Source organism: Mycolicibacter sinensis, assembly GCF_001667375.1.
Lineage (GTDB): Bacteria > Actinomycetota > Actinomycetes > Mycobacteriales > Mycobacteriaceae > Mycobacterium > Mycobacterium sinense_A.
The window spans coordinates 25,662-51,739 of the sequence record NZ_LZIN01000014.1; the positions used below are offsets into that span (position 1 = coordinate 25,662).

General features: G+C 68.8%; 31 protein-coding genes and 4 tRNA genes. 13 read left to right on the forward strand and 22 right to left on the reverse strand.

Annotated features, from left to right (window positions below; genetic code table 11):
• Nucleotides 1–5: 5 nt before the first annotated feature.
• The 14 genes from A5771_RS02335 to A5771_RS02400 all read right to left on the reverse strand — a co-directional run bounded on the left by A5771_RS02335 (nucleotide 6) and on the right by A5771_RS02400 (nucleotide 13,698).
• The gene (locus A5771_RS02335) at nucleotides 6–815 is read right to left on the reverse strand and encodes a sulfotransferase family protein (protein WP_064853590.1); all 810 of its coding nucleotides are present in this window, start codon (nucleotides 813–815) and stop codon (nucleotides 6–8) included.
• Between the two features lie 12 nt (nucleotides 816–827).
• Nucleotides 828–1,583, reverse strand: coding sequence for a YebC/PmpR family DNA-binding transcriptional regulator (locus A5771_RS02340; protein WP_064853591.1), 756 nt, complete (start codon nucleotides 1,581–1,583; stop codon nucleotides 828–830).
• 52 nt (nucleotides 1,584–1,635) lie between these two features.
• A complete protein-coding gene (locus tag A5771_RS02345; RefSeq protein ID WP_064853592.1) occupies nucleotides 1,636–2,997 on the reverse strand; it encodes an ABC1 kinase family protein in 1,362 nt (453 codons plus the stop codon).
• Nucleotides 2,998–3,072: 75 nt separating this feature from the next.
• Nucleotides 3,073–3,669, reverse strand: coding sequence for a pyridoxal 5'-phosphate synthase glutaminase subunit PdxT (gene pdxT, locus A5771_RS02350; protein ID WP_064853593.1), 597 nt, complete (start codon nucleotides 3,667–3,669; stop codon nucleotides 3,073–3,075).
• Nucleotides 3,666–4,511: an acyl-CoA thioesterase II gene (gene tesB, locus A5771_RS02355; protein WP_064853594.1), complete on the reverse strand. Its 846-nt coding sequence runs from the start codon at nucleotides 4,509–4,511 to the stop codon at nucleotides 3,666–3,668. Before tesB ends, pdxT begins: the two co-directional genes overlap by 4 nt.
• Before the next feature lie 9 nt (nucleotides 4,512–4,520).
• Complete coding sequence (gene pdxS, locus A5771_RS02360) at nucleotides 4,521–5,441, reverse strand: pyridoxal 5'-phosphate synthase lyase subunit PdxS (RefSeq protein WP_064853595.1); 921 nt, start codon at nucleotides 5,439–5,441, stop codon at nucleotides 4,521–4,523.
• Nucleotides 5,442–5,551: 110 nt separating this feature from the next.
• Nucleotides 5,552–6,574 carry an alcohol dehydrogenase catalytic domain-containing protein gene (locus A5771_RS02365; RefSeq protein WP_064853596.1) on the reverse strand — a complete coding sequence of 341 codons (1,023 nt, stop codon included), beginning with the start codon at nucleotides 6,572–6,574 and terminating at the stop codon, nucleotides 5,552–5,554.
• A 31-nt stretch (nucleotides 6,575–6,605) separates the two neighbouring features.
• Nucleotides 6,606–7,652, reverse strand: coding sequence for an NUDIX hydrolase (locus A5771_RS02370; protein WP_064853597.1), 1,047 nt, complete (start codon nucleotides 7,650–7,652; stop codon nucleotides 6,606–6,608).
• On the reverse strand, nucleotides 7,652–8,776 hold the full coding sequence (locus A5771_RS02375; protein ID WP_064853598.1) for a glycosyltransferase family 4 protein: 1,125 nt from the start codon (nucleotides 8,774–8,776) through the stop codon (nucleotides 7,652–7,654). Before A5771_RS02375 ends, A5771_RS02370 begins: the two co-directional genes overlap by 1 nt.
• Complete coding sequence (locus A5771_RS02380; protein WP_234782916.1) at nucleotides 8,776–9,699, reverse strand: phosphatidylinositol mannoside acyltransferase; 924 nt, start codon at nucleotides 9,697–9,699, stop codon at nucleotides 8,776–8,778. Before A5771_RS02380 ends, A5771_RS02375 begins: the two co-directional genes overlap by 1 nt.
• Nucleotides 9,700–9,716: 17 nt before the next feature.
• On the reverse strand, nucleotides 9,717–10,379 hold the full coding sequence (gene pgsA, locus A5771_RS02385; RefSeq protein ID WP_064853600.1) for a phosphatidylinositol phosphate synthase: 663 nt from the start codon (nucleotides 10,377–10,379) through the stop codon (nucleotides 9,717–9,719).
• Nucleotides 10,376–10,948 (reverse strand): HIT family protein, encoded by a 573-nt coding sequence (locus A5771_RS02390; protein WP_064853601.1) that lies wholly within the window; start codon nucleotides 10,946–10,948, stop codon nucleotides 10,376–10,378. Before A5771_RS02390 ends, pgsA begins: the two co-directional genes overlap by 4 nt.
• Nucleotides 10,945–12,990 carry a threonine--tRNA ligase gene (gene thrS / locus A5771_RS02395; protein WP_064853602.1) on the reverse strand — a complete coding sequence of 682 codons (2,046 nt, stop codon included), beginning with the start codon at nucleotides 12,988–12,990 and terminating at the stop codon, nucleotides 10,945–10,947. Before thrS ends, A5771_RS02390 begins: the two co-directional genes overlap by 4 nt.
• Nucleotides 12,991–13,074: 84 nt before the next feature.
• Nucleotides 13,075–13,698, reverse strand: a complete 624-nt coding sequence (locus tag A5771_RS02400; RefSeq protein ID WP_207545373.1) for a PaaI family thioesterase — start codon at nucleotides 13,696–13,698, stop codon at nucleotides 13,075–13,077.
• 85 nt (nucleotides 13,699–13,783) lie between these two features.
• Here A5771_RS02400 and A5771_RS02405 point away from each other — a divergent pair, with 85 nt between their 5' ends.
• Nucleotides 13,784–14,281 (forward strand): DUF1990 family protein, encoded by a 498-nt coding sequence (locus A5771_RS02405; protein WP_064853604.1) that lies wholly within the window; start codon nucleotides 13,784–13,786, stop codon nucleotides 14,279–14,281.
• A gap of 77 nt (nucleotides 14,282–14,358) precedes the next feature.
• Here A5771_RS02405 and A5771_RS02410 read toward each other — a convergent pair whose 3' ends face one another.
• The gene (locus A5771_RS02410) at nucleotides 14,359–14,814 is read right to left on the reverse strand and encodes a DoxX family membrane protein (protein ID WP_064853605.1); all 456 of its coding nucleotides are present in this window, start codon (nucleotides 14,812–14,814) and stop codon (nucleotides 14,359–14,361) included.
• A gap of 94 nt (nucleotides 14,815–14,908) precedes the next feature.
• On the opposite strand from A5771_RS02410, the gene A5771_RS02415 reads away from it, so the two are divergent.
• Nucleotides 14,909–15,613: a helix-turn-helix transcriptional regulator gene (locus tag A5771_RS02415; RefSeq protein ID WP_064853606.1), complete on the forward strand. Its 705-nt coding sequence runs from the start codon at nucleotides 14,909–14,911 to the stop codon at nucleotides 15,611–15,613.
• Here the strand turns inward: A5771_RS02415 and A5771_RS02420 are convergent.
• The 5 genes from A5771_RS02420 to fdxA form a co-directional block, all read right to left on the reverse strand.
• Entirely contained in the window at nucleotides 15,610–16,497 is an 888-nt protein-coding gene (locus A5771_RS02420; protein ID WP_064853630.1) for an NAD(P)H-dependent flavin oxidoreductase, read from the reverse strand. The genes A5771_RS02415 and A5771_RS02420 overlap by 4 nt on opposite strands.
• A 65-nt stretch (nucleotides 16,498–16,562) precedes the next feature.
• Nucleotides 16,563–16,901: a cupin domain-containing protein gene (locus A5771_RS02425; protein ID WP_064853607.1), complete on the reverse strand. Its 339-nt coding sequence runs from the start codon at nucleotides 16,899–16,901 to the stop codon at nucleotides 16,563–16,565.
• 45 nt (nucleotides 16,902–16,946) lie between these two features.
• On the reverse strand, nucleotides 16,947–17,372 hold the full coding sequence (locus tag A5771_RS02430; protein ID WP_064853608.1) for a hypothetical protein: 426 nt from the start codon (nucleotides 17,370–17,372) through the stop codon (nucleotides 16,947–16,949).
• Nucleotides 17,369–18,124 carry a helix-turn-helix transcriptional regulator gene (locus A5771_RS02435; RefSeq protein WP_064853609.1) on the reverse strand — a complete coding sequence of 252 codons (756 nt, stop codon included), beginning with the start codon at nucleotides 18,122–18,124 and terminating at the stop codon, nucleotides 17,369–17,371. Before A5771_RS02435 ends, A5771_RS02430 begins: the two co-directional genes overlap by 4 nt.
• Nucleotides 18,121–18,465, reverse strand: a complete 345-nt coding sequence (gene fdxA / locus A5771_RS02440; RefSeq protein ID WP_064853610.1) for a ferredoxin — start codon at nucleotides 18,463–18,465, stop codon at nucleotides 18,121–18,123. The genes A5771_RS02435 and fdxA overlap by 4 nt, the downstream gene beginning before the upstream one ends.
• Before the next feature lie 274 nt (nucleotides 18,466–18,739).
• Here fdxA and A5771_RS02445 point away from each other — a divergent pair, with 274 nt between their 5' ends.
• The 3 genes from A5771_RS02445 (at nucleotide 18,740) to A5771_RS02455 (ending at nucleotide 21,036) form a co-directional block, all read left to right on the forward strand.
• Nucleotides 18,740–19,405, forward strand: a complete 666-nt coding sequence (locus tag A5771_RS02445) for a DedA family protein (RefSeq protein ID WP_064853611.1) — start codon at nucleotides 18,740–18,742, stop codon at nucleotides 19,403–19,405.
• Nucleotides 19,406–19,496: 91 nt separating this feature from the next.
• Nucleotides 19,497–20,117 (forward strand): antibiotic biosynthesis monooxygenase, encoded by a 621-nt coding sequence (locus tag A5771_RS02450; protein ID WP_064853612.1) that lies wholly within the window; start codon nucleotides 19,497–19,499, stop codon nucleotides 20,115–20,117.
• Between the two features lie 151 nt (nucleotides 20,118–20,268).
• Entirely contained in the window at nucleotides 20,269–21,036 is a 768-nt protein-coding gene (locus A5771_RS02455; RefSeq protein ID WP_082947014.1) for an esterase, read from the forward strand.
• 67 nt (nucleotides 21,037–21,103) lie between these two features.
• On the opposite strand, the gene A5771_RS02460 is transcribed toward A5771_RS02455, so the two are convergent.
• Nucleotides 21,104–21,175 (reverse strand) — tRNA-Val (locus A5771_RS02460).
• A 159-nt stretch (nucleotides 21,176–21,334) separates the two neighbouring features.
• Between A5771_RS02460 and A5771_RS02465 the strand changes: the two genes are divergently transcribed.
• The 7 genes from A5771_RS02465 (at nucleotide 21,335) to A5771_RS02495 (ending at nucleotide 24,036) form a co-directional block, all read left to right on the forward strand.
• Nucleotides 21,335–21,407: transfer RNA gene (locus A5771_RS02465), tRNA-Gly, on the forward strand.
• A 31-nt stretch (nucleotides 21,408–21,438) separates the two neighbouring features.
• Nucleotides 21,439–21,509, forward strand: a tRNA-Cys gene (locus A5771_RS02470).
• A gap of 17 nt (nucleotides 21,510–21,526) precedes the next feature.
• A tRNA-Val gene (locus tag A5771_RS02475) sits at nucleotides 21,527–21,601 on the forward strand.
• Nucleotides 21,602–21,687: 86 nt separating this feature from the next.
• On the forward strand, nucleotides 21,688–21,930 hold the full coding sequence (locus A5771_RS02480; RefSeq protein ID WP_064853613.1) for a DUF732 domain-containing protein: 243 nt from the start codon (nucleotides 21,688–21,690) through the stop codon (nucleotides 21,928–21,930).
• A gap of 129 nt (nucleotides 21,931–22,059) precedes the next feature.
• Complete coding sequence (locus A5771_RS02485; protein ID WP_234782914.1) at nucleotides 22,060–22,617, forward strand: DUF4352 domain-containing protein; 558 nt, start codon at nucleotides 22,060–22,062, stop codon at nucleotides 22,615–22,617.
• A gap of 64 nt (nucleotides 22,618–22,681) precedes the next feature.
• Entirely contained in the window at nucleotides 22,682–23,428 is a 747-nt protein-coding gene (locus tag A5771_RS02490) for a Clp protease N-terminal domain-containing protein (RefSeq protein WP_064853615.1), read from the forward strand.
• Between the two features lie 74 nt (nucleotides 23,429–23,502).
• Nucleotides 23,503–24,036 (forward strand): hypothetical protein, encoded by a 534-nt coding sequence (locus A5771_RS02495; RefSeq protein ID WP_064853632.1) that lies wholly within the window; start codon nucleotides 23,503–23,505, stop codon nucleotides 24,034–24,036.
• 173 nt (nucleotides 24,037–24,209) lie between these two features.
• On the opposite strand, the gene zapE is transcribed toward A5771_RS02495, so the two are convergent.
• Nucleotides 24,210–25,292: a cell division protein ZapE gene (gene zapE, locus A5771_RS02500; RefSeq protein WP_064853616.1), complete on the reverse strand. Its 1,083-nt coding sequence runs from the start codon at nucleotides 25,290–25,292 to the stop codon at nucleotides 24,210–24,212.
• On the opposite strand from zapE, the gene A5771_RS02505 reads away from it, so the two are divergent.
• Nucleotides 25,291–26,073 (forward strand): pyrimidine reductase family protein, encoded by a 783-nt coding sequence (locus A5771_RS02505; RefSeq protein WP_064853617.1) that lies wholly within the window; start codon nucleotides 25,291–25,293, stop codon nucleotides 26,071–26,073. The genes zapE and A5771_RS02505 overlap by 2 nt on opposite strands.
• Nucleotides 26,074–26,078 lie beyond the last annotated feature (5 nt).

Sequence of the window (26,078 nt, forward strand, 5' to 3'; positions counted from 1 at the left end):
CGTTGTCACACCACCTGAAGGCCGGCGGGAATACTCGCTGGATCGCGCCAGAACGCGTCCCGGAGGAAACGATTGAACAGGTCCGGTGGCAGGACCGTCTCGCGCGGCTGTGCCCTGACCTCTGCGTGCACGGTGTGCAGCCCCGGCGTGCCGGCCCGCTCGTCGAATTCGGTGACGTCGTAGTCGATGTTGTCGAAGCTGTGCTCGAACATCGGCTCGTCGATGAAGTCGTAGATGGCGCGCATCGTGCGCCCCGGGTCGGTGGTCAGCGACTCGTACTGCACCACCAGCAGCCGGTCCCGCTGCGCGCCGTAGCAGGCTTGTTTGAGCATGTCGTAGGACGCGCCGACCATTCCGTCTTGTGCCACGACGCCATTGGCGCGGGTGTAGACGGTGCCACCGGGGTTGAAACCGAAGATCGACGACGGCGTGAACACGTTGCGCTGGATCAACCGCTCGATGCTGTCGACTACCCACTGCAAATCGCGTACGCAGGCCAGCATCTTGGCCTCCGGGAACAGCCGCGACACCGCCGGCATCCAGCCGCACCAGGCCCGGTTGGTATCGAAGATCACCTCGGCGGGGCAGTCGGCGTAGAAGTTGTCAAACAGCCCGTGCAGGATGCGCTCTCGCTTCGCGTCATCGATGAACACCGAAAACTCGTTGCGTGCACTCATCTCACCGAGCAGGGCCCCGAACAACCCGGCCAGCGGGCCCGACATCCCGGCGTGAAAACGCGGGTTCTGCCGCAGCAGCGCGGCCAGCAGGGTCGAGCCCGACCGCGGCAGACCCGAGATGAAATGAACCGCCGACACCGGCGCCGCTCGCTACTCGGCCTCGAGCGCGGCCAGCACCTCGTCGGACAGATCGACGTTGGTCCACACGTTCTGCACGTCATCGCTGTCTTCGAGCGCCTCGACCAGCTTGAACACCTTGCGCGCGCCCTCGACGTCCACCGGGACGCTGACCGACGGCTGGAAGCTGGCCTCGGCCGAGTCGTAGTCGATGCCGGCGTCGACCAGCGCGGTGCGCACCGCCACCAGATCGCCCGGCTCGGAGATCACCTCGAAGCTCTCCCCCAGGTCGTTGACGTCCTCAGCGCCGGCGTCCAGCACCGCCACCAGCACGTCATCCTCGGTCAGCCCGTTCTTGTCCAAGGTGACCGTCCCCTTGCGGCTGAACAGGTAGGCGACCGAGCCCGGATCGGCCATCTGGCCACCATTACGGGTCATCGCCACCCGCACCTCGCTGGCAGCGCGGTTGCGGTTGTCGGTCAGGCACTCGATGAGCACGGCCACCCCGTTGGGCCCATAGCCCTCATAGGTGATGGTCTGGTAGTCGGCGCCACCGGCTTCCTCACCGGCACCACGCTTGCGGGCCCGTTCGATGTTGTCGTTGGGCACCGAGTTCTTCTTGGCCTTCTGAATGGCGTCATACAACGTGGGGTTGCCCGACGGGTCACCGCCGCCAACGCGGGCCGCGACCTCGATGTTCTTGATCAACCGGGCGAAGTTCTTGCCGCGGCGGGCGTCGATGACGGCCTTCTTGTGCTTGGTGGTGGCCCACTTGGAATGGCCGCTCATCAGTTGCCTACCTCACTGTCGCATCAAAAACTTTGCGCGACGAGTCTACGTGTCAGTCCTGCTCACGCGCCGGGGGCTGGTGGGGCGGGAAGAACCCAGGCACCCATCGCTCGATCAGCGCGGCGTAGTCGACGTGCGCGTCCAATTGCACCGCTACCCCCAGCAGGCCCCCCAGCGTACGCAGCAACATGACATAACCCGCCGGAATGGTCAGCTGGCGCGCCATCTTGAATCGGTCGGCAAAGCCTTCCGCCAGCGGATCCGTGGTGACCAGTGCCGATTTCTGGAACCACTTGCGGGTGAAATGGAACTCCCCCGAGCGCAGCGGGTCGATGTAGGGCCACAGCGGCTGGATGTACTCCACCAGTTGCTCAGCACTCAGCTCATAGTCGGCCGGCATGAATCCGAGCTGCTTGAGCAGCCGGATCACCTCGTCCCACTGCTCGTCACGCGCCCAGCACAGCAGTTCGGCGAACTCCGGGGGGATGCCGCCGGGATGTTCGGCCACCGCGCCGAAGTCGATGACGCCCAGGCGCCCGTCGGGCAACAGCATGAAGTTGCCCGGGTGCGGGTCGGCATGCACCAGGCCCACCCGCGCCGGTGAGCTGAAGGTGAACTCCAGCAGCAGCGCGCACGCGGAGTCCCGCTCCTGCTTGGTGCCGCTGCTGATGATCGCCGACAGACGCCGGCCTTCGATCCACTCCGAGACGATGACCTTCGGCGCGCTGGCGATCACCGCCGGCACAGCGAACTTCGGGTCCCCGGCGAAGGCCTTGGCGAAGGCCCGCTGGTTGTCGGCTTCCCGGCGGTATTCGAGTTCGGCCTCCAAGGTGTCGTTGATCTCCGAGATCAGCCGGTCCACGTCCGCGCCGGGTACGACTTGCTTGGCGACCCAGTTGAACCGCTGAATCAGTTTGAGGTCGGCGCGCAGCGCCTCGTCAGCGCCGGGGTATTGAATTTTGACGGCGACTGCGCGTCCGTCCTTCCAGACCGCCCGGTGCACCTGCCCGATGCTTGCCGACGCGGCCGGGGTGTCGTCGAAGGACGTGAAACGCTCCCGCCATTTGGTGCCGAGCTGGGCGTCGAGCACCCGATGCACCTTGGCGGCCGGCAGCGGTGGGGCCTCGCTTTGGAGCTTGACTAACGCCTCGCGGAACGGTTCGGCGAACTGCGGCGGAATCGCGGCCTCCATCACCGACAGCGCCTGGCCGACCTTCATCGCGCCGCCCTTGAGCTCGCCGAGCACCTTGAACATCTCGTCGGCGGCCCTCTCCAGGAGCTCGGCGTTGACCTCGTCCCTGGACTTGCCGGTCATCCGCTTGCCCACACCCAACGCTGCGCGTCCCGCGACCCCGGCCGGAAGGCTCGCCAGTTTCACCGCGCGGCGAAATCCTCCTCGCGCAAGATCTGCCATGCGCACATCATGCCTGGTCGGTGCCGGCGTCGGTATCCGTGTCAGCCGATAGGCGCCAGGCAGCGGCCGTGCCGGTCAGGCCTTGCGGGTGACGATGTCGACGAACAGCCGGTGAATCCGGCGGTCGCCGGTCACCTCGGGGTGAAACGACGTGGCCAGCACCGCGCCGTGGCGCACCGCCACGGGGTGTCCGGCGGCCTCCGCCAGTACCTGAACCCCGGGTCCGACCCGCTCCACCCAGGGCGCCCGGATGAATACCGCATGCACCGGATCGTCCAGGCCGGCGAACGCCACGTCGCCCTCGAAGGAGTCGACCTGCCGGCCGAAAGCGTTGCGCCGCACCGTCATATCGACTCCGCCCAGCGGGATTGCGGCGCGTCCCTCGGCGCCGGCGTCGACGATTTCGGTCGCCAGCAGAATCATTCCCGCGCACGACCCGTAGGCCGGCATGCCGTCGGCCAGCCGGGCCCGCAGCGGATCGGTCAACTCCAGCTCGCGTAGCAGATGACTCATCGTGGTCGACTCGCCACCGGGAATCAGCAGGGCGTCGACGGCGTCGAGTTCCGGGCGTCGGCGTACCGGCACCGGGTCGGCGCCGACGGCCCGCAGTGCCCCGAGGTGCTCGCGGACATCGCCCTGCAAGGCGAGCACTCCGATGCGCGGGCTGCTCACTGGCCGGTCGGGTGGTACCCGGACGGGTAGCGGGTCAGCCCCTCCTGCATGACGGCGGCCACCATGTCGCCGGATCGGTTGTAGATCTTGCCCTGGGTCAGCGCCCGGCCGGCCCCCGCCGACGGCGACGACTGGTCATAGAGCAGCCATTCGTCGGCCCGGAAGGGGCGCATGAACCACATCGCATGGTCGAGCGAGGCCACCTGCAGCAGATCGCGTTCGGTGGGGTGAATCGACCAGGAGGTGCCCAGCAGGGTCAGGTCGCTCATGTAGGCCAGCGCGCAGATGTGCAGCACCGGGTCGTCGGGCAACCGGTCACGGTGCCGGAACCAGACCTGCTGCTCGGCCACCTTGCCCGGAATGTGCGGCAAGGCCTCGCGCGGTACTTTGCGCAGGTCCCACTCGGCGAAGGCTTTGAAGCCCGCGTCGTCGAACGCTTTCATGCTGGCGATGTCGGGCAGGTCCTTGGGGTCGGGCGCGTCGGGCATCACATCCTGGTGCCCGATGCCGCGTTGCTCGGTCTGGAACGACGCCGACATGTTGAAGATGGTCTCGCCGTGCTGCACCGCGTTGACCCGCCGGGTACAGAACGAACCGCCGTCGCGCACCCGCTCGACGGTGAACACCGTGGGCGCCCGGGCATCTCCGGGCCGCAGGAAGTAACCGTGCAGCGAGTGGACCCGGAAGCGCGGGTCCACGGTGCGCACCGCCGACACCAGTGCCTGACCGGCGACGTGCCCGCCGAAGGTGCGCTGATGGTCAGCGGAGAGCGGGCTGAACACGCTGCCGCGGTAGATGTTGACCTCGAGTTGTTCGAGATCGAGGATCTCTTCGATCGCCACGGAGATTGTCTACCAGCCGCGCTCGGCCAGCCGGTGCGGCTGCGCGATGTCCTCCACGTTGATGCCGACCATCGCCTCGCCCAGCCCGCGCGACACCCGGGCCAGCACGGCGGGGTCGTCGTAGAAGGTGGTGGCCTTGACGATGGCTGCTGCGCGCGCCGCCGGATCACCGGACTTGAAGATGCCGGAGCCGACGAACACGCCCTCGGCGCCGAGCTGCATCATCATCGCCGCGTCGGCGGGCGTGGCGATGCCCCCGGCAGTGAACAGCGTCACTGGAAGTTTCCCGGCCTTGGCGACTTCGGCGACCAGTTCGTAGGGCGCCTGCAGTTCCTTTGCCGCGACGAACAATTCGTCTTGCGACAGCGACGTGAGCCGGCGGATCTCGCCGCCAATGGCACGCATATGGGTGGTGGCGTTGGAGACATCCCCGGTTCCCGCCTCACCTTTGGAGCGGATCATGGCCGCACCCTCGGTGATGCGGCGCAGCGCCTCGCCCAGGTTGGTCGCCCCGCACACGAACGGCACGGTGTACTGCCACTTGTCGATGTGGTGGGCGTAGTCGGCAGGGGTGAGCACCTCCGACTCGTCGATGTAGTCCACCCCCAGGCTCTGCAGGATCTGCGCTTCGACGAAGTGCCCGATGCGCACCTTGGCCATCACCGGGATGGTGACCGCGGCGATGATGCTCTCGATCATGTCCGGGTCGCTCATCCGCGACACCCCGCCCTGGGCGCGGATGTCGGCGGGCACCCGCTCCAGCGCCATCACCGCGACGGCGCCGGCCCCCTCGGCGATGCGGGCCTGCTCCGGGGTGACGACGTCCATGATGACGCCGCCCTTGAGCATCTCGGCCATGCCGCGCTTGACCCGCGCCGTCCCGGTCTGCCCACCGGCTGCCGCCGAGCCGTTCTGCGCCGCGCTGTCCACTGAATACTTCTCCTCGCTCGTGATATCCGATCAAGTGTAGTGGGCGCCCGCCAGCCGATTTTTGCCCTCGCTGGTCCAGCGGCGCGACAACGGGGCTCACCGGCGAAAGATCACATCGTCAAGACCATGCGGTAGCGGGCCCGGCCGTCCTCCATGGCGGCGTACGCCTCGGCCGCCTGGGCCAGCGGCCGTTCTTCGATACGGGCCCGAACACCCGACAGCACCGCGAAGGCCATGGTCTCCTCGACGTCGCGCGCGGTGCCCGACGGGTGACCGACGACGCTGAGCCCCGGCCCGATCAACTGCACCGGGGCGATCGGGAGCGGTTCGGCGCTGACCCCGATGATGACGAGCTCCCCGCGCGGCTGCAGCCCGCCGAGGGTGGCGGCCATCGCCGGCGAGTTGGCCGCGGTGGCCAGCACCACCGCCGCGCCCCCGAGCGTCTGCATCGCCTGGCTGACATCCCCGGCGGTCGAGTCGATGTAGTGCTGGGCGCCGAGATCCCGAGCGTCCTCGGCCCGGGCGGCTCCGCGCGCGATCGCGATCGTCTCGAATCCCATCGCGGCGGCGAACTGCACGCCCAGGTGGCCCAGACCGCCCAGACCCAGCACCGCGACCCGGTCCCCCGGCTGCGCCTGGGTCGACCGCAGCGCGTGATACGTGGTCACCCCGGCACACCCCATCGGGGCCGCCTCGGCGAAAGACAGCTCATCGGGGATCCGCGCAAGTGCGTTGGCCGGGACAGTCACCGATTCGGCGTAGCCGCCGGGGTAGTGCCAGCTGGGCACCTGCACGTTGGCGCAATGGATGAAATCGCCTTTGCGACAAGGGATGCAGCGGTTGCAGTGACCGCCGAACCAGCCCACCGCGACCCGGTCACCCACCTCCCAGCCCGCCACGCCCGCACCGACTTCGGCGATAGTGCCGGCGATTTCGTGCCCGAGGGTCACCGGCCACGTCATCCCCGGGAAGCCCCCGTTGACGAAGGCGTGATCGGTACCGCAGACACCGCAGGCAGCGACGGCGATCCGGACCTGATCGGGCCCGGGTTCGGGAGTCTCGACGTCGACCAGGGTCAGTGCCGCGCCGACGGACGGTACCTGAACGGCGCGATGGGATGCCTCGGGATTCACCTGTCCAGGCTAAGTGGTTGACCAGCTGCGGTCAGGTGATCCGGCGGACGACCGGAGCCGAGTCGGCAGCGTCGGCCAGCCGGCCCGCCTCGGCGAGCCGCTCGCCCAGCTGCAGCGGATAGACCTTCTCGCCCGCAGCGGCCAACTCGGCGATCGCCGCGGCGTCGCACCAGCGGTGGCCTTGCAGGTAGCGCTGCTCCAGCCCAGTCCGAGCGGCCGCGGACGGCTCGAACCGGCCGGTGCGGTAGGTGAAGAAGAACTCCTGGCTGTCGAGCCGTTCGCCGTTGAACTCGAAGACCGCGTCGCGGCGCCAGATCGGTCCGACCAGCTCGCCGGGGTCGACCTTCAGACCGGTCTCCTCGGCCAGTTCGCGGGCCGCCGCCTCGGCCAGCGGCTCATCGGGCAACACCTGCCCGCCGATGGTGAACCACCAGCGCGGCGCCGGGTTTGCGTCGTCATCCGGCAGGGCCGGGTCGCGGCCGCGCAGCAGCAGCACCGCCCCCGTCTCGTCGAGCAGCACCACCCGCGCCGAAACCCGCGGATCCAGCACGCCCTGAACGCCGTTCCCCTGCATGCCCGCTCGTTCGAGGATCTCGAAATATGTTGGCATCGGCGCGGTTCCGCCCAGATGCAAGGCCCGCACCAGCGGCCGCTCACGCAGTGCCACCGTGTCGCGGACCGCGTCGTTGTGGAACCGGCGGGCCAGCAGCACCCGGGCTTCGGCGTCGGCCAGCTCGGCCACCATCGCCGGCGGCAACGAGGCGGGTTCGACCATCGCCAGTTCGGCCGACAACGCGTTCTCCGCGGTCTCGCGAGCGTCTCGCGTGGACCGCTCGGCGACATCGGCCAGGGCCGCCAGCCGGCGCCCGGCCACCGCGCCGCCGTAGGCCTCGATCGCGACGGCCCGGGCCACCACCGCACGGCGCGCCAGCGCCCCGTCCAGCGCCTGCCAGGACAGCTCGCAGCGCACGTGCAGCCGGTTTAGCCGGTTGGCGGTCTGATACGCCCAGCCCACCGCGGCGGCCAGCACTGCCACGGCAATCAGCACCAGCACGGTGCCGGCGATCGTCGGACCCATCAGTCGCCCACCGAGACCTTGCGGCCGGCGCCGGCGACCGTCTCGTAGACCCGGATGATCTGTTCGGCCACCACCGACCAGTCGAAGCGGCGTACCGCCTCGCGGCCCGCCGCCACATAGGACGCCCGCAGCGCGTCGTCCTCGAGCACCTCGATCAGGGCGGCGGCCAGGGCCTCGTGGTCATCGACGGGCACCAGCCGGCCCGCCTGCCCGTCGCGCAGCACCCGGCGGAACGCGTCCAGGTCACTGGCGACCACCGCGGCCCCGGCGGCCATCGCCTCGGCGAGCACGATGCCGAAGCTCTCACCGCCGGTGTTCGGTGCACAGTACACGTCGGCGCTGCGCAGCGCCGACGCCTTCTCGGCATCGTCGACTTGCCCCAGGAATCGCAGATGCCCGGCCAATACGCCTGCGTCGCTGCGCAATTCCGCTTCATCACCCCTGCCGACGATCAATACCTCCACGTCGGCGAACCTCTCGACCAGCGCCGGCAGCGCACCCAGCAGCACGGCCATCCCCTTGCGGGGTTCGTCGTAGCGGCCCAGAAACAACACCGTGCGGCCGGGGCGCGGGTAGCCGGGCAACGGCTCCGCCGTGGCGAACGCGGCCACCTCGACCCCATTGGGGATCTCCACCGCGTCGGATCCCAGCGCCTCCATCTGCCAGCGCCGGGCCAGATCCGACACCGCGATGCGGCCGATGATCTTTTCGTGCATCGGCCGCAGCAAGCTCTGGGCCACACTCAGCGTCAACGATTTGGTCGTCGAGGTGTGAAAGGTGGCCACGATCGGGCCCTCGGCCACATTCAGGGCCAGCATCGACAGGCTGGGAGCGTTCGGCTCGTGCAGATGCAGCACGTCGAAATCCCCTTGCATGAGCCATTTCTTGACCTTGCGGTGCGCGGCCGGGCTGAACTGCAGCCGGGCCACCGACCCGTTGTAGGGGATCCCGAGGGCCTTGCCGGCGGAGACGACGTAGTCGGGCAACTCCACGTGCGGCGAGGCCGGTGCCAGCACACTGACCTCATGCCCACGGGCGCGCAGCACCTCGGCTAACTGCAGCACGTGAGCCTGCACCCCGCCCGGCACGTCGAACGAGTAGGGGCAGACCATGCCGATCCGCATCAGCTCTCCCCCAGCCGCGCCCGTCGAGACGCGGGAAGGTCGGCGACCCATTGCGGCTGCATCATGTGCCAGTCTTCCGGATAGGCGGCGATGCCCTCGGTGAACGTGTCGGCCATCGCCTGGGTGATCACCTCGACATCACCGCCGGCGCAGTCCAGCGGCGGGTGAATCCGGACACCCCAGCCGGCGCCGTCGAACCAGCAGTGCGCCGGCAGCAGTGCCGCACCGGTTTCGATCGCGAGTCTGGCCGGGCCGGCCGGCATCCGGGTGGATTCGCCGAAGAAGTCGACCGCGACCCCGCTTCGGGTCAGGTCGCGGTCGGCCATCAGGCAGACCAGCCCGTTGGCCCTCAGTCGCTCGGCCAGCACCTCGAACGGGGGGCGTTCGCCGCCGGACAGCGGCAGCACCTCGAAGCCCAGACTCTCCCGGAATTCGACGAAGCGCCGGTACAGCGATTCGGGTTTGAGCCGCTCGGCGACGGTGGTGAACCCGCCGTGGGTCTGAGCCAGCCAGACGCCGGCCATGTCCCAGTTGCCGCTGTGCGGCAACGCCAGCACGGCCCCGCGCCCGGCAGCCAGCGCCGCGACGACGTTGTCTTTTCCGCGCACCGAATCGTGCAACTGTGCTGCCAGCGCCGCATGGTCCATGGTGGGTAGCCGAAATGCCTCGCGCCAGTACCGGGCGTACGACGCCAGCGAGGCCCGCATCAGCGGCGAGGGCACCTCGGCGGGCGCCACCCCCAGCACCCGGGCCAGGTTCTTGCGCAGCTGCTCGGGTCCCCCGCCGCGGGCCGCGACCAACGCACCGGCGTCGAACGCGTTGCGCGCGACGAACTCCGGCATCGCCCGCACCATCATCCAGCCGGCAGCGAACCCGGCGTCGGTGGCCCAGGCGTCGAGCCGGCTGAGCCCGGGAACTCGCAGACCGCTGGGGAGGAAAGTCACGATCCGGCGGTTTCCTCGCCGTCGGCGTCCGGCAGCGGTTCCACCGCGCCCGGCGAGGTGCGCACGGTGTGCAGCCGCTGGGCGCAGGTGATCAGGCTGGCAACCGCCAACAGCCACATCGCCACGTGCAGCGCCCACGGCAGCGGGTACACCGGCAGATCGGACAGTCCCGCGCCCACCAGCACAATGATCAGCCGTTCCGGGCGTTCGATGTAACCGCCGTCGCCGCGCAGGCCGCTGGCTTCGGCGCGGGCCTTGATGTAGGAGATCACCTGCGAGGTGACCAGGCAGATCAACGTCGCGACCACCAGCGGGGCGCTGTCCAGGCCGAACGCCGCCCACCATGCCAGCCCGCAGAACACCGCTCCGTCACTGATCCGGTCGCAGGTCGCGTCCAGTACCGCGCCGAACGCACTACCGCCGCCGCTTTCGCGCGCCATCGCCCCGTCGAGCATGTCGAAGTGCACGAAGAACCAGACCACCAGCGTGCCGGCGAACAGCTGACCGGTCGGGAACAGCGTCAGCGCCGCCAGCACCGCACCGGCGGTGCCCAGGATCGTGACGATGTCGGCGGTGAGCCCGGCGCGCAGGAAGGCCCGGGCCACCGGGGTGGTAATACCGGCGAACGTCGCCCGGGACAGGAAAGGCAGTCTGCTCATTGCTGTTTCGCCCACTCGTCGGCGAGCAGCCGGCGAGTGTCGCGCAGCAATTGCGGGATCACTTTGGAGCCACCGACGATCGTGATGAAGTTCGCGTCGCCGCCCCAGCGCGGCACGACGTGCACGTGCAGATGCTCGGCCAGCGACCCGCCGGCCGACTCGCCCAGGTTCAGCCCGACGTTGAACCCGTGCGGGCGCGACACCGCCTTGATCACCCTGATGGCTTTTTGAATAAACGTCATCAGCTCGGCACCCTCGGGTTCGGTGAGGTCCTCGAACTCCGAGAACCGCCGGTAGGGCACCACCATCAGGTGGCCGGGGTTGTAGGGGTAGAGGTTGAGCACGGCGTAGACGTATTCACCGCGCGCCACCACCAGTCCGTCTTCGTCGGACATCGCGGGGATGTCGGTGAACGGCCTGGTGGATCGCGCCGAGCCCGCTGCGGTGCGCTTGAGGGGCGCCTCGGCCAGGTAGGTCATGCGATAGGGCGTCCACAGCCGCTCCAGCCGGTCGGCTTCACCGACGCCGGTATCGACGATTGCCTGCTCGCCACCCTCGTCGCCGGTCACTGGGTGCCGCCTACCTTCAGCGCATGCGCGGTCGGCACGGTGTTGTCGCGGGCGGTGATCCAGCCGGCGATCGCGGCGACCGCCTCGTCGCGCGGCACGCCGTTGATCTGGGTGCGGTCGGCGAACCGGAAGCTGACCGCGCCGGCGTCGACGTCGCGGTCGCCGGCCAGCAGCATGAACGGCACCTTGGCATTGGTGTGGTTGACGATCTTCTTGGGCATCCGGTCGTCACTGGCGTCCACCTCGACCCGCACCCCGCGGCTGCGGAGTTGGGCGGCAACCTCTTCCAGGTAGTCCACGTGCTGGTCGGCGACCGGGATGCCGACCACCTGCACCGGCGCCAGCCAGGCCGGGAACGCCCCGGCGTAGTGCTCGGTCAACACCCCGAAGAAACGCTCGATCGAGCCGAACAGCGCCCGATGGATGAGCACCGGGCGCTGCCGGGTGCCGTCGGCCGCGGTGTACTCCAGCTCGAAACGGTCGGGCATGTTGAAGTCGAGCTGAATGGTCGACATCTGCCAGCTGCGGCCCAGCGCATCTTTGACCTGCACCGAGATCTTCGGCCCGTAGAACGCCGCACCGCCCGGGTCGGGCACCAGGGTCAGCCCGGACGCCTCAGCGACCTCGCGCAGCGTCTCGGTGGCCTCCTCCCACACCTCGTCGGAGCCCACGTACTTCTCCGGGTCCTTGGAGGACAGCTCCAGGTAGTAGTCGTCCAGGCCGTAGTCGGCGAGCAGGTCGAGCACGAAGCGCAGTAGCGAGGCCAGCTCGTCGCGCATGGTCTCCCGGGTGCAATAGATGTGCGCGTCGTCCTGGGTCATGCCGCGGACCCGGGTCAGGCCGTGCACCACCCCGGAGCGTTCATAGCGGTACACACTGCCGAACTCGAAGAGCCGCAACGGAAGTTCCCGGTATGAGCGCCCGCGCGACCGAAAGATCAAATGGTGCATGGGGCAGTTCATCGGCTTGAGGTAGTAGTCCTGGCCGGGTTTGCGCAGCGACCCGTCCTCGGCGAACTCCGCGTCGATGTGCATCGGCGGGTACATGCCCTCGCGGTACCACTCCAGATGTCCGGAGGTCTCGTAGAGTTCGGACTTGGTGATGTGCGGGGTGTTGACGAACTGGTAGCCGGCCTCGATGTGCTTGCGCCGCGAGTAGTCCTCCAGCTCGCGGCGGATGATCCCGCCCTTGGGATGGAAAACCGGTAGGCCCGAACCGATCTCGTCGGGGAAGCTGAACAGGTCCAGTTCGACGCCGAGCTTGCGGTGGTCGCGACGCAGGGCTTCCTCGATCAGTTCCAGGTGACGGTCCAATGCCTCCTGGGACTCCCACGCGGTGCCGTAGACCCGTTGCAGGCTGGCGTTGTTCTGGTCACCGCGCCAGTAGGCCGCCGAGGAGCGGGTGAGTTTGAACGCCGGGATGAACCGGGTGGTCGGGATGTGCGGGCCGCGACACAGGTCGCCCCAAACCCGTTCCCGGGTACGAGGATTCAGGTTATCGTAGGCGGTCAGCTCGTCGCCACCGACCTCCATGATGTCGCTGTCGCCGGACTTGTCGTCCACCAGTTCCAGCTTGTACGGCTCGGTCGCCAGCTCGGCGCGGGCGGCCTCTTGAGACTCATAGACCCGCCGGGAAAACAGCTGGCCGTCTTTGATGATGGCCCGCATCCGCTTCTCCAGCGCGGCCAGATCCTCCGGGGTGAAGGCCTCGGGCACGTCGAAGTCGTAGTAGAAGCCGTCGGTGATCGGCGGCCCGATGCCGAGTTTGGCGGCCGGGAACAGGTCTTGCACCGCCTGGGCCAGCACGTGCGCGCAGGAGTGCCGGATGACGCTGCGGCCGTCGTCGGTGTCGGCCGGTACCGGGGTCGCCTCGGCGTCGGCGTCGGGAATCCAGCTGAGGTCGCGCAGCGTGCCCTGCGCATCGCGCACCACCACGATCGCATCCGGCGCCCCGCGGCCGGGCAGGCCTGCCGCGCGCACCGCGTCGGCGGCGGTGGTGCCGGCAGGAACCCGGATCGGGGCGGGCTGTGCGGGCGCGCTCATGGCGTGGTCTCCAAGGGGATGCGAGGTGGTCGAAACGTCCGCGACCATGCTATCGGGGCTGCGGTGGCCCACCGCTGAGGGCATCTATGGCTGGCCGGGTTTGAGCACCACGAACAACGCCTCGCCGTCGGCCAGCAGCCGATCGCCGTCGCGCAGGGTGGTCTCGACGAAGATCTTGCGGCCCTCGGTCCGGCTGATCCAGGCGTCGACCTGCAACTCCACGTCGATCGGGACGATGCTGCGGTAGTTGACGTGCAGGTAGGCGGTGCGCTGGTAAGGCCCGCCGGTCAGCAGCCACGACGCCGTGCCCAGCACCGAATCGAACAGCAGCCCTATGGCGCCGCCGTGGGCTGCTCCGTTGCGTCCCAAGTGGAAGCGCCGGAATCGGGCCCAGCCGCGCAGCCGCCCATCGTCGTCCTTCTTCAGCTTCATCGGCACCGGCAGCAGGTTGCCGCGCATCGGCAGGTCCAGCCGCCGCCCGGACGGCGATGACCATTCGTCGGCGTCGAAGGGGGCCAGCAGTTCGCACACCTCGTGCAGGGCGTCGGTGGCCCGGCTGATCACCTCGGCGGGGGCGTCGACGGCGCGGGCGTGGTCCTGCAGGTCACGCATCATCTCCAGGAACCGGCCGTAGTCCGGCCCGCCTTTGTCGGTCGGCTCGGGCGGGTTGAACCCGCCGCCGGCATGTGGGGCTTGCACGCGTCCTATTTAACGTTGACCCTGCATCCAGGGCGCATCCCACTCGCACTTTGGCGCCCTGGACGCAGACTCAACCGCCTGGGAGGGTGGGCCGGTGGACTTGAGCGAGCTCCGTGACCTGCCGCTGACCTACGCCGAGGTGGGCGCGACCGCGGGGGTACTCCCCGAGGGCTACCAGCACGTGGAGCGCGCCGCCCCGATTGGCCGCGGCCGGCAGCGCTTCGAGGAGGCCGGCGCGGCGGTGCTGCACTGGGGGATGCAGCGCGGGACCGGCTTGGGTGTGCAGGCCGACAGCGATGTCGCGCAGGTGGGAACCACTGTCGTGGTGCGAATGGGGTTGTTGACCGCACCGTGCCGGGTGGTCTACGTGGTCACCGACGACGACCGGCGCGGCTTCGCCTACGGCACGCTGCCGGGACACCCCGGATCCGGCGAAGAGTTGTTCGCGGTGCGCTACGACCCGGCCGATGACACCGTCTACGCGCAGGTGCGATCGTTCTTCCGGCCGGGCAAATGGTGGATCAGGGCGGGCGGGCCGGTGACATCGGCGGCCCGACGCGTCATCGCCAAACGCTATCTGCGGGCGCTGTGAGGCCGGACGTGGCGCGACCGCGCCACGAACAGATCGGGTTGTCGTGGCGCGGTCGCGAGTCGGTGCCGGCGGCGTTGTCAGGTCACCTGGCGGGTATGCACCGCCTGAGCCAGTCGGGCCAGCACCACCGCGGAGACCAGCAGACCGAAGTCGCGCAGCGCGACGTCGTAGTAGCCGGACAAGGTGAGCAGGTCGACGATGATGCCCGCCAGCCAGGCCGCCACCACCCAGGCGCCGATCCGCGGCGCGACCGCTACCAGGACGCCGGCGACGATTTCGATGACACCGATCAGGTACATCGCCTGGTCGCCGTTGCCCGGCAGAATGTCATTGATCCAGCCGGCAAGGTACTTGTCCCAGTGACTCGGCTCTGCGCCGCCGGGCACGTGCGGCAGCAGGTTGAAGAATTTGTCGAGACCAAACAGGATCGGAGCGACCGTGAACAGGGTCCGCAGCACGAAGAACGCCTCGAACACCGGATCCTTCAACCGCTCCGAAACGGTAGGTGAACTCGCATGACCGGTGGCACTCATTACGTCCTCCTCAACTCTAACGGCTTATACTCTGTACGTTAGAACGAGCAGAATCTAACGTCAAGAGTTTTATCCGATAGAATTTCACCGAACTATGGCCAACCGCGACCGCGACGTGACCGGAATCGGCGCACTCACCGATCCGGTCCGCCGTGAGCTGTATCGATTCGTCGCCGCCCAAGCCGGCCCGGTCAGCCGCGACGAGGCTGCCGCCGCGACCGGTATCGCCCGTCACCAGGCCAAGTTCCATCTGGACCGGCTGGAAGCCGACGGCCTGCTGCAGAGCGACTATGCCCGGCCGACCGGCCGCTCGGGCCCCGGCGCGGGCCGCCCCTCGAAGCGCTACCGACGCTCCCCGGAGCAGATCGCCATCAGCTTGCCGCCGCGGGAATATGAGCTGGCGGGCCGGCTGATGGCCGATGCGATCGCCGAATCCGCCCGCACCGGCACACCGGCGATCGACGTGCTGCGCTCCCTGGCCCGCGACTACGGCCGCGAACTCGGCAGCACCGCGACCGCGGGGCAGGCGCCGACCGACGCGAGGGCCGCCCTCGAGTTGGCCCTCGGCGTGCTCGGCGAACACGGCTACGAACCGCGCGACGGTGACGGCGAGGTCTTCTTGGCCAACTGTCCGTTCCACGCGCTGGCCCAGGCCCAGACGGAGCTGGCCTGCACCATGAACCTCGCGCTGATCAGCGGGGTCAGCGAGGCACTGCAACCGCACTGCCCGCAGACCCGGCTGTGCCCGGACCCGTCACGCTGCTGCGTCGTGCTGCGTGCCGGACCGGAGCCCGCTTAGGCCCAGCGCGCCAGCAGTCGCTGCGCCCCGGCGCACAACTCATCGATGACCACCGCCACCGAGCGGCTGTCGTGTAGCTTCCCCACCCCCTGGCCCGCGTCGACCGGGGCGATGCGCTGATCGTCGGCGGCGATCCCGGCAGCGAGTTCGGCGGCGGCTTCGCTATCGCCGGCCAGCGCTTCCTCTCGGCCCGCCCAGCGGCCCACGAACTCATTGCGCAGTACCCGCGACGGGAACCGCGTCGGCCAATCCAGCCGCTGGCCGACGTCGAACACCCGGGTGCTGACGGTGTCGGTGCCGGTGGCCGCGATCAGGGCGCGCCGGGCGCCGTCGCCGGTCAACGCCTCGGGGCAAGCCGACAGGCAGGTGCCCAGCCAGGCGCCGGCCGCGCCGGCCGCCAGCACCGCGGCCAGGCTGCGCGGCGAGGCGATCCCCCCGGCGGCCAGCACCGGGACCGGCACGGCGTCCAGCACGGCATCGAGCAGCGGCAGGGTGGCCAGCCGGATCTCGCCGTGTCCGCCGCCTTCGGCGCCGCGGGCCACCACCAGGTCCAGCCCGGAGTCGGCCGCGCGGCGGGCGGTCTCGGCGTCGTAGACCTGGGTGGCGGCCGGTATTCCGGCGGCGTGGGCGCGCTGCACCCAGGACAGGTCGTCGCCGAAGCTCACCGAGAGCAGCGCCGGGCGCGCCGCCAGGGCGGCATCGAGCAGGTCCGGCTGATCACGGATCACCCAGTCCACCAAGCCGATTCCGAACCGCGCCGGCCCGGCCAGGGCCAGCTCGCTGGCCAGCGACTCCGCCGTGGCGGTGCTGCCCATGCCGATCATGCCCAGCCCGCCCGCGGCGGTGACCGCAGCGGCCAGCCGCCCACCGGCCACCCCGCCCATCGGGGCGTTGAGGATGGGCAGCCGCAGACCGGCCCGCTTCGACCAGGGTGTGCTCAGCGGCACGCTCAGTGCGCGGCGCTCTTGGCGACCGTCAGCAGCACCACCGAGTCCTCCAGCGACTCCAGCGCGTGGCGGGTCCGCGGAACGGTGACGAGCTCGCCGGCCGAACCCTCCCACGCGTCGTCGCCGGCGGTCAGCCGCACCCGGCCGCGCAGCACCTGCAGGGTCGACTCTCCCGGACTGTCGTGTTCGGCCAGCGACTGGCCGGCCGCCAGCGCAACCAGGGTCTGGCGCAGGTGATGCATCGAGCCGCCGTAGACGGTGTGGGCCGCGCGCCCGCTGTGATGCTGCTTGGCCTCGGCGAGCTTCTCGTCGGCCAGGGTGGTCAGGGAGGTCGATTCCATCGGTAGTCCTACTCACTCGTCGGGTCGGTTAGCGGGTCGAACGGCTCAGCGAGACAGCAACAGAATGCCCAGTGGCACCAGTGCGGCGACCTTGATCACCTCCAGGCCGACGTAGGCGTAGTGGGCACGGGAACGGGGCGCCTCCAGCCCGGACAGCACCTGGTCGGCGCGGCGGCTCAGACGCGGCCGCACCGCCAGCATCTGGGCGAACAACACGGCCACGGCGACCACGAACGCCACGACGATGCCGACGCTCGGGCGCTCGATCGCGAACGCGACCGCGATGGCCGCGGCCAGTACGAACTCGACGGCATTGAGGGCTCGAAACACCAACCGGCCGATCCCGAGGCAGACCGGGATCGTCGCGTTGGGCGCGCGGAACTTCAGCGGTGCTTCCATGAACGAGATCGCGACCACCATGCCCAGCCACAGAAATGTCGCGGCGACCGCAACGGCGGAGGCAGTGCTCACCCGGTCGGCCCTTCCACTCGCACCGGTAGCGGGGGTGACTGCTCGAGCCGAGCCCCGTTCGGGGCCGGCCCGGAGGCATCGGCGTCCAACGATTTCAGATGCGCCACACACAGATCGGGCTTGGCGAAGGAATCGAGGCGGTCGACCGTCACCGGTGCGTCCCAGGCCTCCAGCGCACCCTGCATCAGGCCCAGGTGGATCGGGCAGACCACCTCGGTGGAGGTCTCGGCGAGCTCGAGGAACGGGCAGTGGCGCAGGCCGAGCTGCTTGTCGCCGACGGCGTCGGGCTCGAGCTGCTCGGGCTGGAATCCCAACTCGTCGAGCATGTCGACGAGATGGTCGGTCGACTCCTCGGCGTCGACGGGCTCGGCCGGCCCGTGCAGCGGCCGCAGTCGCCGCCCCCATGCCCGGCCGGCCGCCAGCGCCTTGGCGCCGGGGTCCTGGTCGGCGGCTAGGCCGATGGTGAGGATCTCGGCGAGGAGCCGGAACCGGCGCGTGCCGCCGCGGTCCATCTGCCGGACCGCCTGGAACATCAGTGCCGGACGCCCCCGGCCCTTGTGGTCGGAGGCGGTGTGTTCGACGCGGCCTTCTTCCACCAACGTGTCCAGGTGGAAACGCACGGTGTTGGGGTGCACCCCCAGCTCGTCGGCGATCTGGGCGATGCTCAGCGGCTCGTCCGCGGCCTGCACCAGCCGAAGTACGTCAAGACGACGTCCTCCAGCTGGCCCGGCCGGTTTGGCGATGTCGCTCACTCCCCCTGGGGCGGGTAACTGGCCACCAGCGGAGTGTCGACGCCGAGCGCGCCGATCTTGGCGGCGCCCCCGGGCGAGCCGAGCGCCTCGTCGCGCCCGGGCAGCGCCTCGGTGAAGAACTCCGCGTTGTCGGCCAGGTGGGGCTGCAACTCGTCCGGCAGGTCATCCTCGTAGTAGATGGCCTCGACCGGGCATACCGGCTCGCAGGCACCGCAGTCCACACATTCATCCGGATGGATGTAGAGGGCCCGCCCGCCTTCGTAGATGCAGTCGACGGGGCACTCCTCCACGCAGGCCCGATCCATCACGTCAACGCACGGCTTCCCGATCACGTAGGTCATGCGCGAGAGTTTACACAAGGAAAATTGGAGAAACTAGAAGGGCGGACCTAAATGCCGGCGGCAGATTTCCGCCCTCGGCACGTGCCCGCGACGATCAACGTTCCGTCGCGAAAATTCTTGTATTGCAACGTGCTCCGAGAAGCATTAACGCGGTGGACTGGCCGACAGCCGCACTCAGAGGGTCGGCACCGCGCTAACGCTACAAGGCGACGCGCTATTGGCCCGACCATGGTCTGGGCGGGCGCGTCCGGCCAGCGTCAGGCATGCTTGCCGCATGTCGGTGGATGTCCTGCTGCAGTCGATTCCGCCCTTGGCGGTCTATTTACTCGTCGGCGGGGTGATCGGGATCGAGAGCCTCGGCATCCCCTTGCCCGGTGAAGTGATGCTGGTCGGGGCCGCGCTGCTGTCGTCGCGCCATGACCTGGCGGTCGAGCCGGCCGGGGTCGCCGGGGCGGCGATCGTCGGCGCGGTGATCGGCGATTCGATCGGCTATTCGATCGGGCGGCGCTTCGGCATGCCGCTCTTCGACCGCCTGGGCGCACGGTTCCCCAACCACTTCGGTCCCGGTCACATCGCCTACGCAGAACACCTGTTCGCCCGCTGGGGCACCAGCGCAGTGTTCTTCGGTCGGTTCATTGCACTGCTGCGCATCCTGGCCGGGCCGCTGGCCGGGGCATTGAAGATGCGCTACCCGCAGTTCCTGGTCGCCAACGTGACTGGCGCGATCTGCTGGGCCGGCGGCACCACCGCCCTGGTCTACTACGCCGGGATGGCCGCCGAGCACTGGCTGTCCCGGTTCTCCTGGGTCGCATTGCTGGTGGCGATCCTCGGCGGTGTCATCGGCACGATCGCGCTGCGGGGACGCGTCGGTGCTCGAATCGCCGAACTGGAAGCCCAACATCGCCACGAGACGGGCTCCGTTCAAGAAGTCGCCGAATAGGGGTTGTCGCCGCAGCATCGGCGGAGCATGGTGGAGGGAGACCGGCGGCGCCGCCGGGGCGTCGCCACCGATCGATCAGCCGGAGGCCGATATGTTCGCGCGCGCAACCACCATTCACGCCCATCCGTCATTCCTCGATGAGGGGATCACTCACGTTCGCGGCGTGGTGATGCCGACCCTGGCCGATGAGGACGGCTGCGCGGGAATGTCGATGCTGGTCGACCGCGACGCCGGCCGGTGCATCGTGACGTCGTCCTGGCTGGACGAGGACACCCTGCGCGCCAGCGAGGACAGTGCCCAGCAGCTGTGCGACCGCGCCAGGGAGATCTTCCACGCCACCGCCGAGATCACTCGCTGGGAGATCGCCGCGGTACGCCGCGACTACCGGTCCCGGCGCCACGCCGGGGTGCGGGTCACCTGGTTGCGGACCGACCCGGCCGGGTGCGAGCGGATGATCGACACCTACAAGCTGGCGCTGATGCCCGAAATGGCCGACCTCGATGGCTTCTGCAGCACCACCCTGCTGGTGGACCGGGCCTCGGGGCGTGCGGTCTCATCGATCAGCTTCGACGACCGTGCGGCGATGGTGGCCAGCCGCAGCGGTGAGCAGGCCATCTGGGCCAGGGCCGTCAACGACGCCGGCGCCGAGGTGCTCGAGGTCGCCGAGTTCGATCTGGCGATCGCGCATTTGAATGTGCCCGAGATGGCCTGAGCGCCGCTAGCCGTACTAGCGAAAACCCCAGTTGGGGTGCGCTTCGGCGCGCACGGGTGTGGCAACGGCTTACGCGAGGCAAAGCGGCGGGCGTGGCCGCGCGTTAACCTTTGCTCGCGGCGCGTTGCCGCCTTGCTAGGAGGTATCACCCATGCGGGCTTTCAGCGTGGCCGTGGTCATGACGGTTGCCGCCATGTTCGGTTGCGACGCCGTGGCTGTTGCGGCCCCCAAGGATTACTGCGCCGAGCTCAAAGGTGGCAATACCGGCCGCACCTGTGAGATCCAGCTCTCCGACCCCGGGTACAAAGTCGACATCAGCTTTCCGCTGAACTACCCGGACCAGAAGTCGGTCGCCGAGTACGTCGCCCAGGCACGCGACGCGTTCCTCACCTCCGCCAAGCCTGGCGCGCCTCGCAGCACACCGTATGAGTTGAGCATCAAGCCGACGGAATACACCTCGTCGATTCCCCCGCGCGGCACGCAAGCGGTGGTGTTCACGGTGAACCAGAACGTCGGTGGGGGGCAGCCCCAGACGACGTATAAGGCGTTCAATTGGGACCAGACCTACCGCAAGGCGATCACCTACGCGGCTGCACCGGACGACAAAGAACATGCGCCGTTGTGGCAGGTGGACGATCCGCTGAAGGTCGTCGCCCCGATCGTCCAAGCCGACCTGCAGCAGCAGCTGGCGCCGCCGCCCCCGCCATTAGAACAGTCGACGGCGACCACGTCCACCACGGCGCCATCACCGTTGCCGTTCGCGCAAGCCGCGCTGTATGACCCCGCGAACTATCAGAATTTCGCGGTGGTCAACGACGGGGTGATTTTCTTTTTCGACCAAGGCGTGTTGTTGCCCGCCTCGGCCGGGGCTTTACACGTGCTGGTGCCCAGGTCTGCGATCGACCCGATGATCGCCTAACCCCTGCGCAGTACTGCCCCGTCCGGCCTGAAACAGAAAAACCACCTGCCGTGAGGTGGTTTTCTTGTGGTCCCGGCTGGGATCGAACCAGCGACCTTCCGCGTGTGAGGCGGACGCTCTCCCCCTGAGCTACGAGACCGGATGAACGAGGTCGAAGACTAGCACGGCCGGTCCCCGTAGCTTCAATGCGCAGGACGCTTTTCGCGCGACTCGCCGGTCTGACAGGCCAAGTTGTGTTGTCTCACATCAGTGGACTAATGTTCAGCTTCGCGACGGGCGACGATCTCGCTCGTAGCACGCGGATGTAGCGCAGTTGGTAGCGCATCACCTTGCCAAGGTGAGGGTCGCGGGTTCGAATCCCGTCATCCGCTCGAGGGTGGTCAAGTGGCATCAAGCCCTTGCGGTGGAGTGGCCGAGTGGTGAGGCAACGGCCTGCAAAGCCGTGCACACGGGTTCGATTCCCGTCTCCACCTCCGTTCCTTGGCTCTAAGCGCGGTTAGCTCAGCGGGAGAGCGCTTCCCTGACACGGAAGAGGTCGCTGGTTCAATCCCAGTACCGCGCACCAAGATCGATGCAGGTCAGAGCATTTTTGCGGCCTCGGCGACGGCCCGACATGGGCCACCTGTCAGAGCCCAGCGATACGGTTCCCGCATGAAGCGCCTCACCTTCGCCGCACTGGCGGCCCTCGCGTTCCTCGCCGCCCCGCCCGCGCACGCCGATCCCGCCGGCAATGCGATCTGTCGGCTGCTCGCCGCCGGCAACACACCCGAGGGACTGGAAAACTCGGTGACCGTCCACCAGGTGCTCGGCCCGGACGCCTCCAACGCCGATGCGCGCGTCTACATTCGCTCCGTCGTCGCCGGACAATGCCCCCAGTACCTATGGCGGTGGTAAATCAAACTGCGCGCCGCAGTCGCCGGGGATCCGGCCGAATCGCGAGTCGCTCCGCGCCCCTCGGCAACTAAGCAGCACAATCGGTAGCAACGCCCCCGTAGGCTGGGAAAGTAGCGAAAGGTGGACCCTATGAGACCGGTCGTGGCCCTGTCGGTAGTGGCACTGCTGTCCGCCGGCGTCTCGGCGGCGTGTTCGGGCCACACCGAATCGCCGCCGGCGCCGTCATCGACCGACGTGCCCGTCTCCACCGAAACCACCAGTGCCGCACCGAAAGCCACCGGGCACATCGGTGACACGCTGACTTTGACTCGCGCCGACGGCAGCACTATCGCGGTCACCCTGGAAGGGGTCATCAACCCCGCGACGATTACCCCCGCCGGCGGCGACCCCGGCGCCACCTACATCGCCACGCGGCTCAAGATTGCCGACCCGGGAACGGTGGACATCGACGGCGACGTCAACATCAACGTCTCGGTGTTCGGCTCCGACGGGCAGCGCTACACCCCGGATCTGAACAACGTCAGCGAGTGCACGAATTTCGAATCCGGCATCTTCCGCCTCAGCCCCGGCGAGTCGGCGATCGGTTGCGTGGTGTTCGCGCTGCCGCAAGGGGTGACCCCGACGAAGGTCAAGTACGCCCCGTCCTCGGGGTTCGCTTACGACTTCGGGGAATGGTCACTCCCGTAGCCGACCCGCAGACGTTCGTCAATCGGCGGTTGACGCGCCAGCATCGTCAACCTACAGTTGACGCATGGCTGAACCGATTCCCCCGACCCCGCGCGTCCGGCTCGATGACCTGATCAACGCCATCACCGGCGTGCACGACGATCCGCTGGAGCAGTTGACCGACGCCGTGCTGGCCGCCGAGCACCTCAGCGAGGTCGCCGATCACCTGATCGGGCACTTCGTCGATCAGGCACGCCGCTCCGGCGCGTCGTGGACGGAGATCGGCAAGTGCATGGGCGTCACCAAACAGGCGGCGCAGAAGCGGTTCGTCCCGCGCGCCGAGGCCGCCACGCTGGACGCCGAGCAGGGCTTCGCCCGGTTCACGCCGCGAGCGCGCAGCGCGGTGGTGGCCGCCCAGAACACCGCCCACCGGGCGCGCCACACCGAGATCACCCCCGACCATCTGCTGCTGGGCCTGCTGCACGACCCCGATGCCCTGGCCAGCGCCTTGCTCACCGCACAGCGCATCGACCCGGGCACCGTCGCCGAAGCCGTCGCCCTTGCCCCCGGCGTCAGCGAACCGCCCGCGCTGATCCCGTTCAGCGGGCCGGCCCGCAAGGCACTGGAGTTGACCTTCCGCATCGCACTTCGCCTCGGCCACAACTACATCGGCACCGAACACCTGCTGCTGGCCCTGTTCGACGCCGAAGACGACACCGGACCGCTGCATCGCGCCAAAGTAGACCGGGACCGCCTCGAGACCGACCTCGCCACCGCCCTGGAGGCCATCACCGTCACGGCAGCCGCCGGCGGCGCCGACGCTACGGACTGATCCCCCTGGCCAAGGCTGGTGCACCCGCAACAGCGATATGCCAAGATTCCTCCAACCAACCGAAGAAGGACATGATGCATCGCTGGATTCTGGCCCTGGTCACTTCCGTCGTCACCCTGCTGGCCCTGGCGGCGCCGGCCGTCGGCTACGCCACGCCCACGACCACGCCGGAAGCCCCGATCGGCCGGCTCGGCGACACTCTGCGCATCCAGTACCAGGACGAGGCCTTCGGCCCGATCGTCGCCGACGTGACCGTGCATGACGTGGTGCCCAGCGAGATCCCACCGGGCTGGGGCCAGAACGGATCTCCGCGCTGGCGCGCGCAGGGCGGTCCCTGGCGGGCGAACGTGACCATCCATCCGATCGCGGTGCCCAACCCCTACATCATGGCGGCCTCGACCACCTTCAACGGAGTCACTCCCGGCGGTGACGCGTACGTGGCCAAGCACACCGACGACCCGACCACCCTGGACGCGCTGCTCACCAACGCGCCAGCGGGCTCCACCGTCACCGGCGGGGTGTACTGGGACGTCTACCGCGGCCTGGTCACCCACGTCACGATGCTGTCCCGCAACACCGGCCTGCGCCTGGCGCAGTGGAATCTGTGAGCTAACGGCCGGGTTCAATGGCGGCGGTCCAGCTTCGGCTCTCCTCCGTCGAGCCTCACTAACCGCCGGGTTTAATGGCGGAGGTCCAGCTTCGGCTCTCCTCCGTCGAGCCTCACTAACCGCCGGGGTTTAACGGCGGCGGTCCAGCTTCGGCTCTCCTCCGTCGAGCCTCACTAACCGCCGCTGCTCAACGCCAGCAGCCGCGAGGTGGCCCGCAAGTATTTCTTGCGGTAGCCACCGGCCAGCATCTCGGCGCTGAAGATGTCGTCCAGCTTGGCCCCCGACGCCACCACCGGAGTGCCCGCGTCGTAGAGCCGGTCGGTCAGTGCCACCAGGCGCAGCGCCACATTCTGATCGTCGATGGGATGCGCGCCGGTGAGAAAGACTCCGGTGACGCCTTCGATCAGGCTCAGGTAGCGCGACGGGTGCATGGTGGCCAGGTGCGCACACAGCGCGTCGAAGTCGTCCAGGGTGGAGCCGGGCAGCGCCGCGGCGCGCTCGGCGACCTGCTGCGCCGACGGCGGCTCGGGCGCAGGCGGCAGGTCTCGATGCCGATAGTCCGGGCCATCGACCCGAACCGGTGTGAAAATGCTTGCCAGCGCCTGGATTTCGCGCAGGAAGTCCTGCACGGCGAACCGCCCCTCACCGAGTTGGTCGGGCAGGGTGTTCGACGTGGCGGCCACCGAGACCCCGCGCGCCACCAGCTCCGACAGCAGCCGCGACACCAGCGTGGTGTTGCCCGGGTCGTCGAGTTCGAACTCGTCGATGCACACCATGGTGTAGCCGCCGAGCAACTCGATGCACTCGGTGAACCCGAACACCCCGGCCAGCTGGGTGAGTTCCATGAAGGTGGCGAACGCCGTCCGATGCGGCTGCCCGAGATCGCCGGTCTCGGTGATCTCGCGGTAGACCGAAGCCAGCAGGTGGGTCTTGCCGACACCGAACCCGCCGTCGAGGTAGAGCCCGACGCCCGGCAGCACTTCGCGCTTGCCGAACAGCTTGCGCCGCCCGGCCCGCCGCTCAACCGCCTGCGCACAGAACGCGGTGCAGGCCGCCACGGCCGCCGCCTGGGTGGGCTCGCCGGGGTCGGGACGATAGCTGGCAAAGCTGGCGCGAGAAAACGTCGGCGGCGGCGTGAGCTGCGCGATCAACCGCTCCGGTGAGACGGCCGGATGCCGGTCCACCAGGTGGTCGATTCCCTCGACGGCGGGATTAGGCACGCAGGAACTGTAGCCACATGGTGCAATCGAGGCCATGTCCGACCTCAGCGCAGAACCGGGTTTCACCCGGCTGGACTCGGCACTACCCGTCGACGACGCCGAGCTGGCCCGGCTGTACGCCTACCCCGAACCCGAGCACCCGCGCCTCTGGGTGCGCGCCAACTTCATCGGCAGCATCGATGGCGGCGCAACGCTGGCCGGCAGGTCCGGCGGCCTGGGCAACCCGGGCGACCGCGCCCTGTTCATGCTGCTGCGGGCACTGGCCGACGTCGTGCTGGTCGGCGCGGGCACGGTCCGGGTGGAGAACTACGGCGGAGCCCGCCTCAGCGTCGCACAGCGCCAGCGCCGCCGCGACCGCGGACAGTCCGAGGTCCCCCGGATCGCGATCGTCACCGCGTCCGGGCAGCTGGACCGTGACCTGCGGATCTTCACCGACACCGAGCTGCCGCCGCTGGTGTTGACCAGCACGGCGGCAGCCGAGGACACCCGGCGGCGGCTGGCCGGCCATGCCGAGGTCCAGGACTGCTCGACCGGCAACCCAGACCGGGTCGACGAGGCAGCGGTGCTGGCCGCGCTGGGCACCCGCGGACACTATCGGGTGCTCACCGAAGGCGGCCCGATGCTGCTGGGTTCGTTCATCGAACGCGATCTGCTCGATGAGCTGTGTCTGACCGTCGCCCCTTTTCTGGTCGGGGGGCTGGCGCGCCGGATCGCCACCGGCCCCGGCGAGGTGGCGATTCCGATGCACTGTGCGCATCTGCTGACCGACGAGTCCGGCTACCTCTACGGCCGCTACGTCAAAGGCGTCCGCCTATAAGGTGA

Coding starts and splice junctions, on each gene's coding strand:
- A5771_RS02340 (WP_064853591.1), bottom strand. CDS start 1,583: ATGAGCGGCCATTCCAAGTGGGCCACCACCAAGCACAAGAAGGCCGTC.
- A5771_RS02345 (WP_064853592.1), bottom strand. CDS start 2,997: ATGGCAGATCTTGCGCGAGGAGGATTTCGCCGCGCGGTGAAACTGGCG.
- A5771_RS02370 (WP_064853597.1), bottom strand. CDS start 7,652: ATGGGTCCGACGATCGCCGGCACCGTGCTGGTGCTGATTGCCGTGGCA.
- A5771_RS02375 (WP_064853598.1), bottom strand. CDS start 8,776: ATGCGGATCGGCATGGTCTGCCCCTACTCGTTCGACGTGCCGGGCGGG.
- pgsA (WP_064853600.1), bottom strand. CDS start 10,379: ATGAGCAGACTGCCTTTCCTGTCCCGGGCGACGTTCGCCGGTATTACC.
- thrS (WP_064853602.1), bottom strand. CDS start 12,990: ATGAGCGCGCCCGCACAGCCCGCCCCGATCCGGGTTCCTGCCGGCACC.
- A5771_RS02410 (WP_064853605.1), bottom strand. CDS start 14,814: ATGAGTGCCACCGGTCATGCGAGTTCACCTACCGTTTCGGAGCGGTTG.
- A5771_RS02415 (WP_064853606.1), top strand. CDS start 14,909: ATGGCCAACCGCGACCGCGACGTGACCGGAATCGGCGCACTCACCGAT.
- A5771_RS02420 (WP_064853630.1), bottom strand. CDS start 16,497: ATGGGCGGGGTGGCCGGTGGGCGGCTGGCCGCTGCGGTCACCGCCGCG.
- A5771_RS02425 (WP_064853607.1), bottom strand. CDS start 16,901: ATGGAATCGACCTCCCTGACCACCCTGGCCGACGAGAAGCTCGCCGAG.
- fdxA (WP_064853610.1), bottom strand. CDS start 18,465: ATGACCTACGTGATCGGGAAGCCGTGCGTTGACGTGATGGATCGGGCC.
- A5771_RS02445 (WP_064853611.1), top strand. CDS start 18,740: ATGTCGGTGGATGTCCTGCTGCAGTCGATTCCGCCCTTGGCGGTCTAT.
- A5771_RS02450 (WP_064853612.1), top strand. CDS start 19,497: ATGTTCGCGCGCGCAACCACCATTCACGCCCATCCGTCATTCCTCGAT.
- A5771_RS02455 (WP_082947014.1), top strand. CDS start 20,269: ATGCGGGCTTTCAGCGTGGCCGTGGTCATGACGGTTGCCGCCATGTTC.
- A5771_RS02480 (WP_064853613.1), top strand. CDS start 21,688: ATGAAGCGCCTCACCTTCGCCGCACTGGCGGCCCTCGCGTTCCTCGCC.
- A5771_RS02485 (WP_234782914.1), top strand. CDS start 22,060: ATGAGACCGGTCGTGGCCCTGTCGGTAGTGGCACTGCTGTCCGCCGGC.
- A5771_RS02490 (WP_064853615.1), top strand. CDS start 22,682: ATGGCTGAACCGATTCCCCCGACCCCGCGCGTCCGGCTCGATGACCTG.
- A5771_RS02495 (WP_064853632.1), top strand. CDS start 23,503: ATGCATCGCTGGATTCTGGCCCTGGTCACTTCCGTCGTCACCCTGCTG.
- A5771_RS02505 (WP_064853617.1), top strand. CDS start 25,291: ATGTCCGACCTCAGCGCAGAACCGGGTTTCACCCGGCTGGACTCGGCA.
- zapE (WP_064853616.1), bottom strand. CDS start 25,292: ATGGCCTCGATTGCACCATGTGGCTACAGTTCCTGCGTGCCTAATCCC.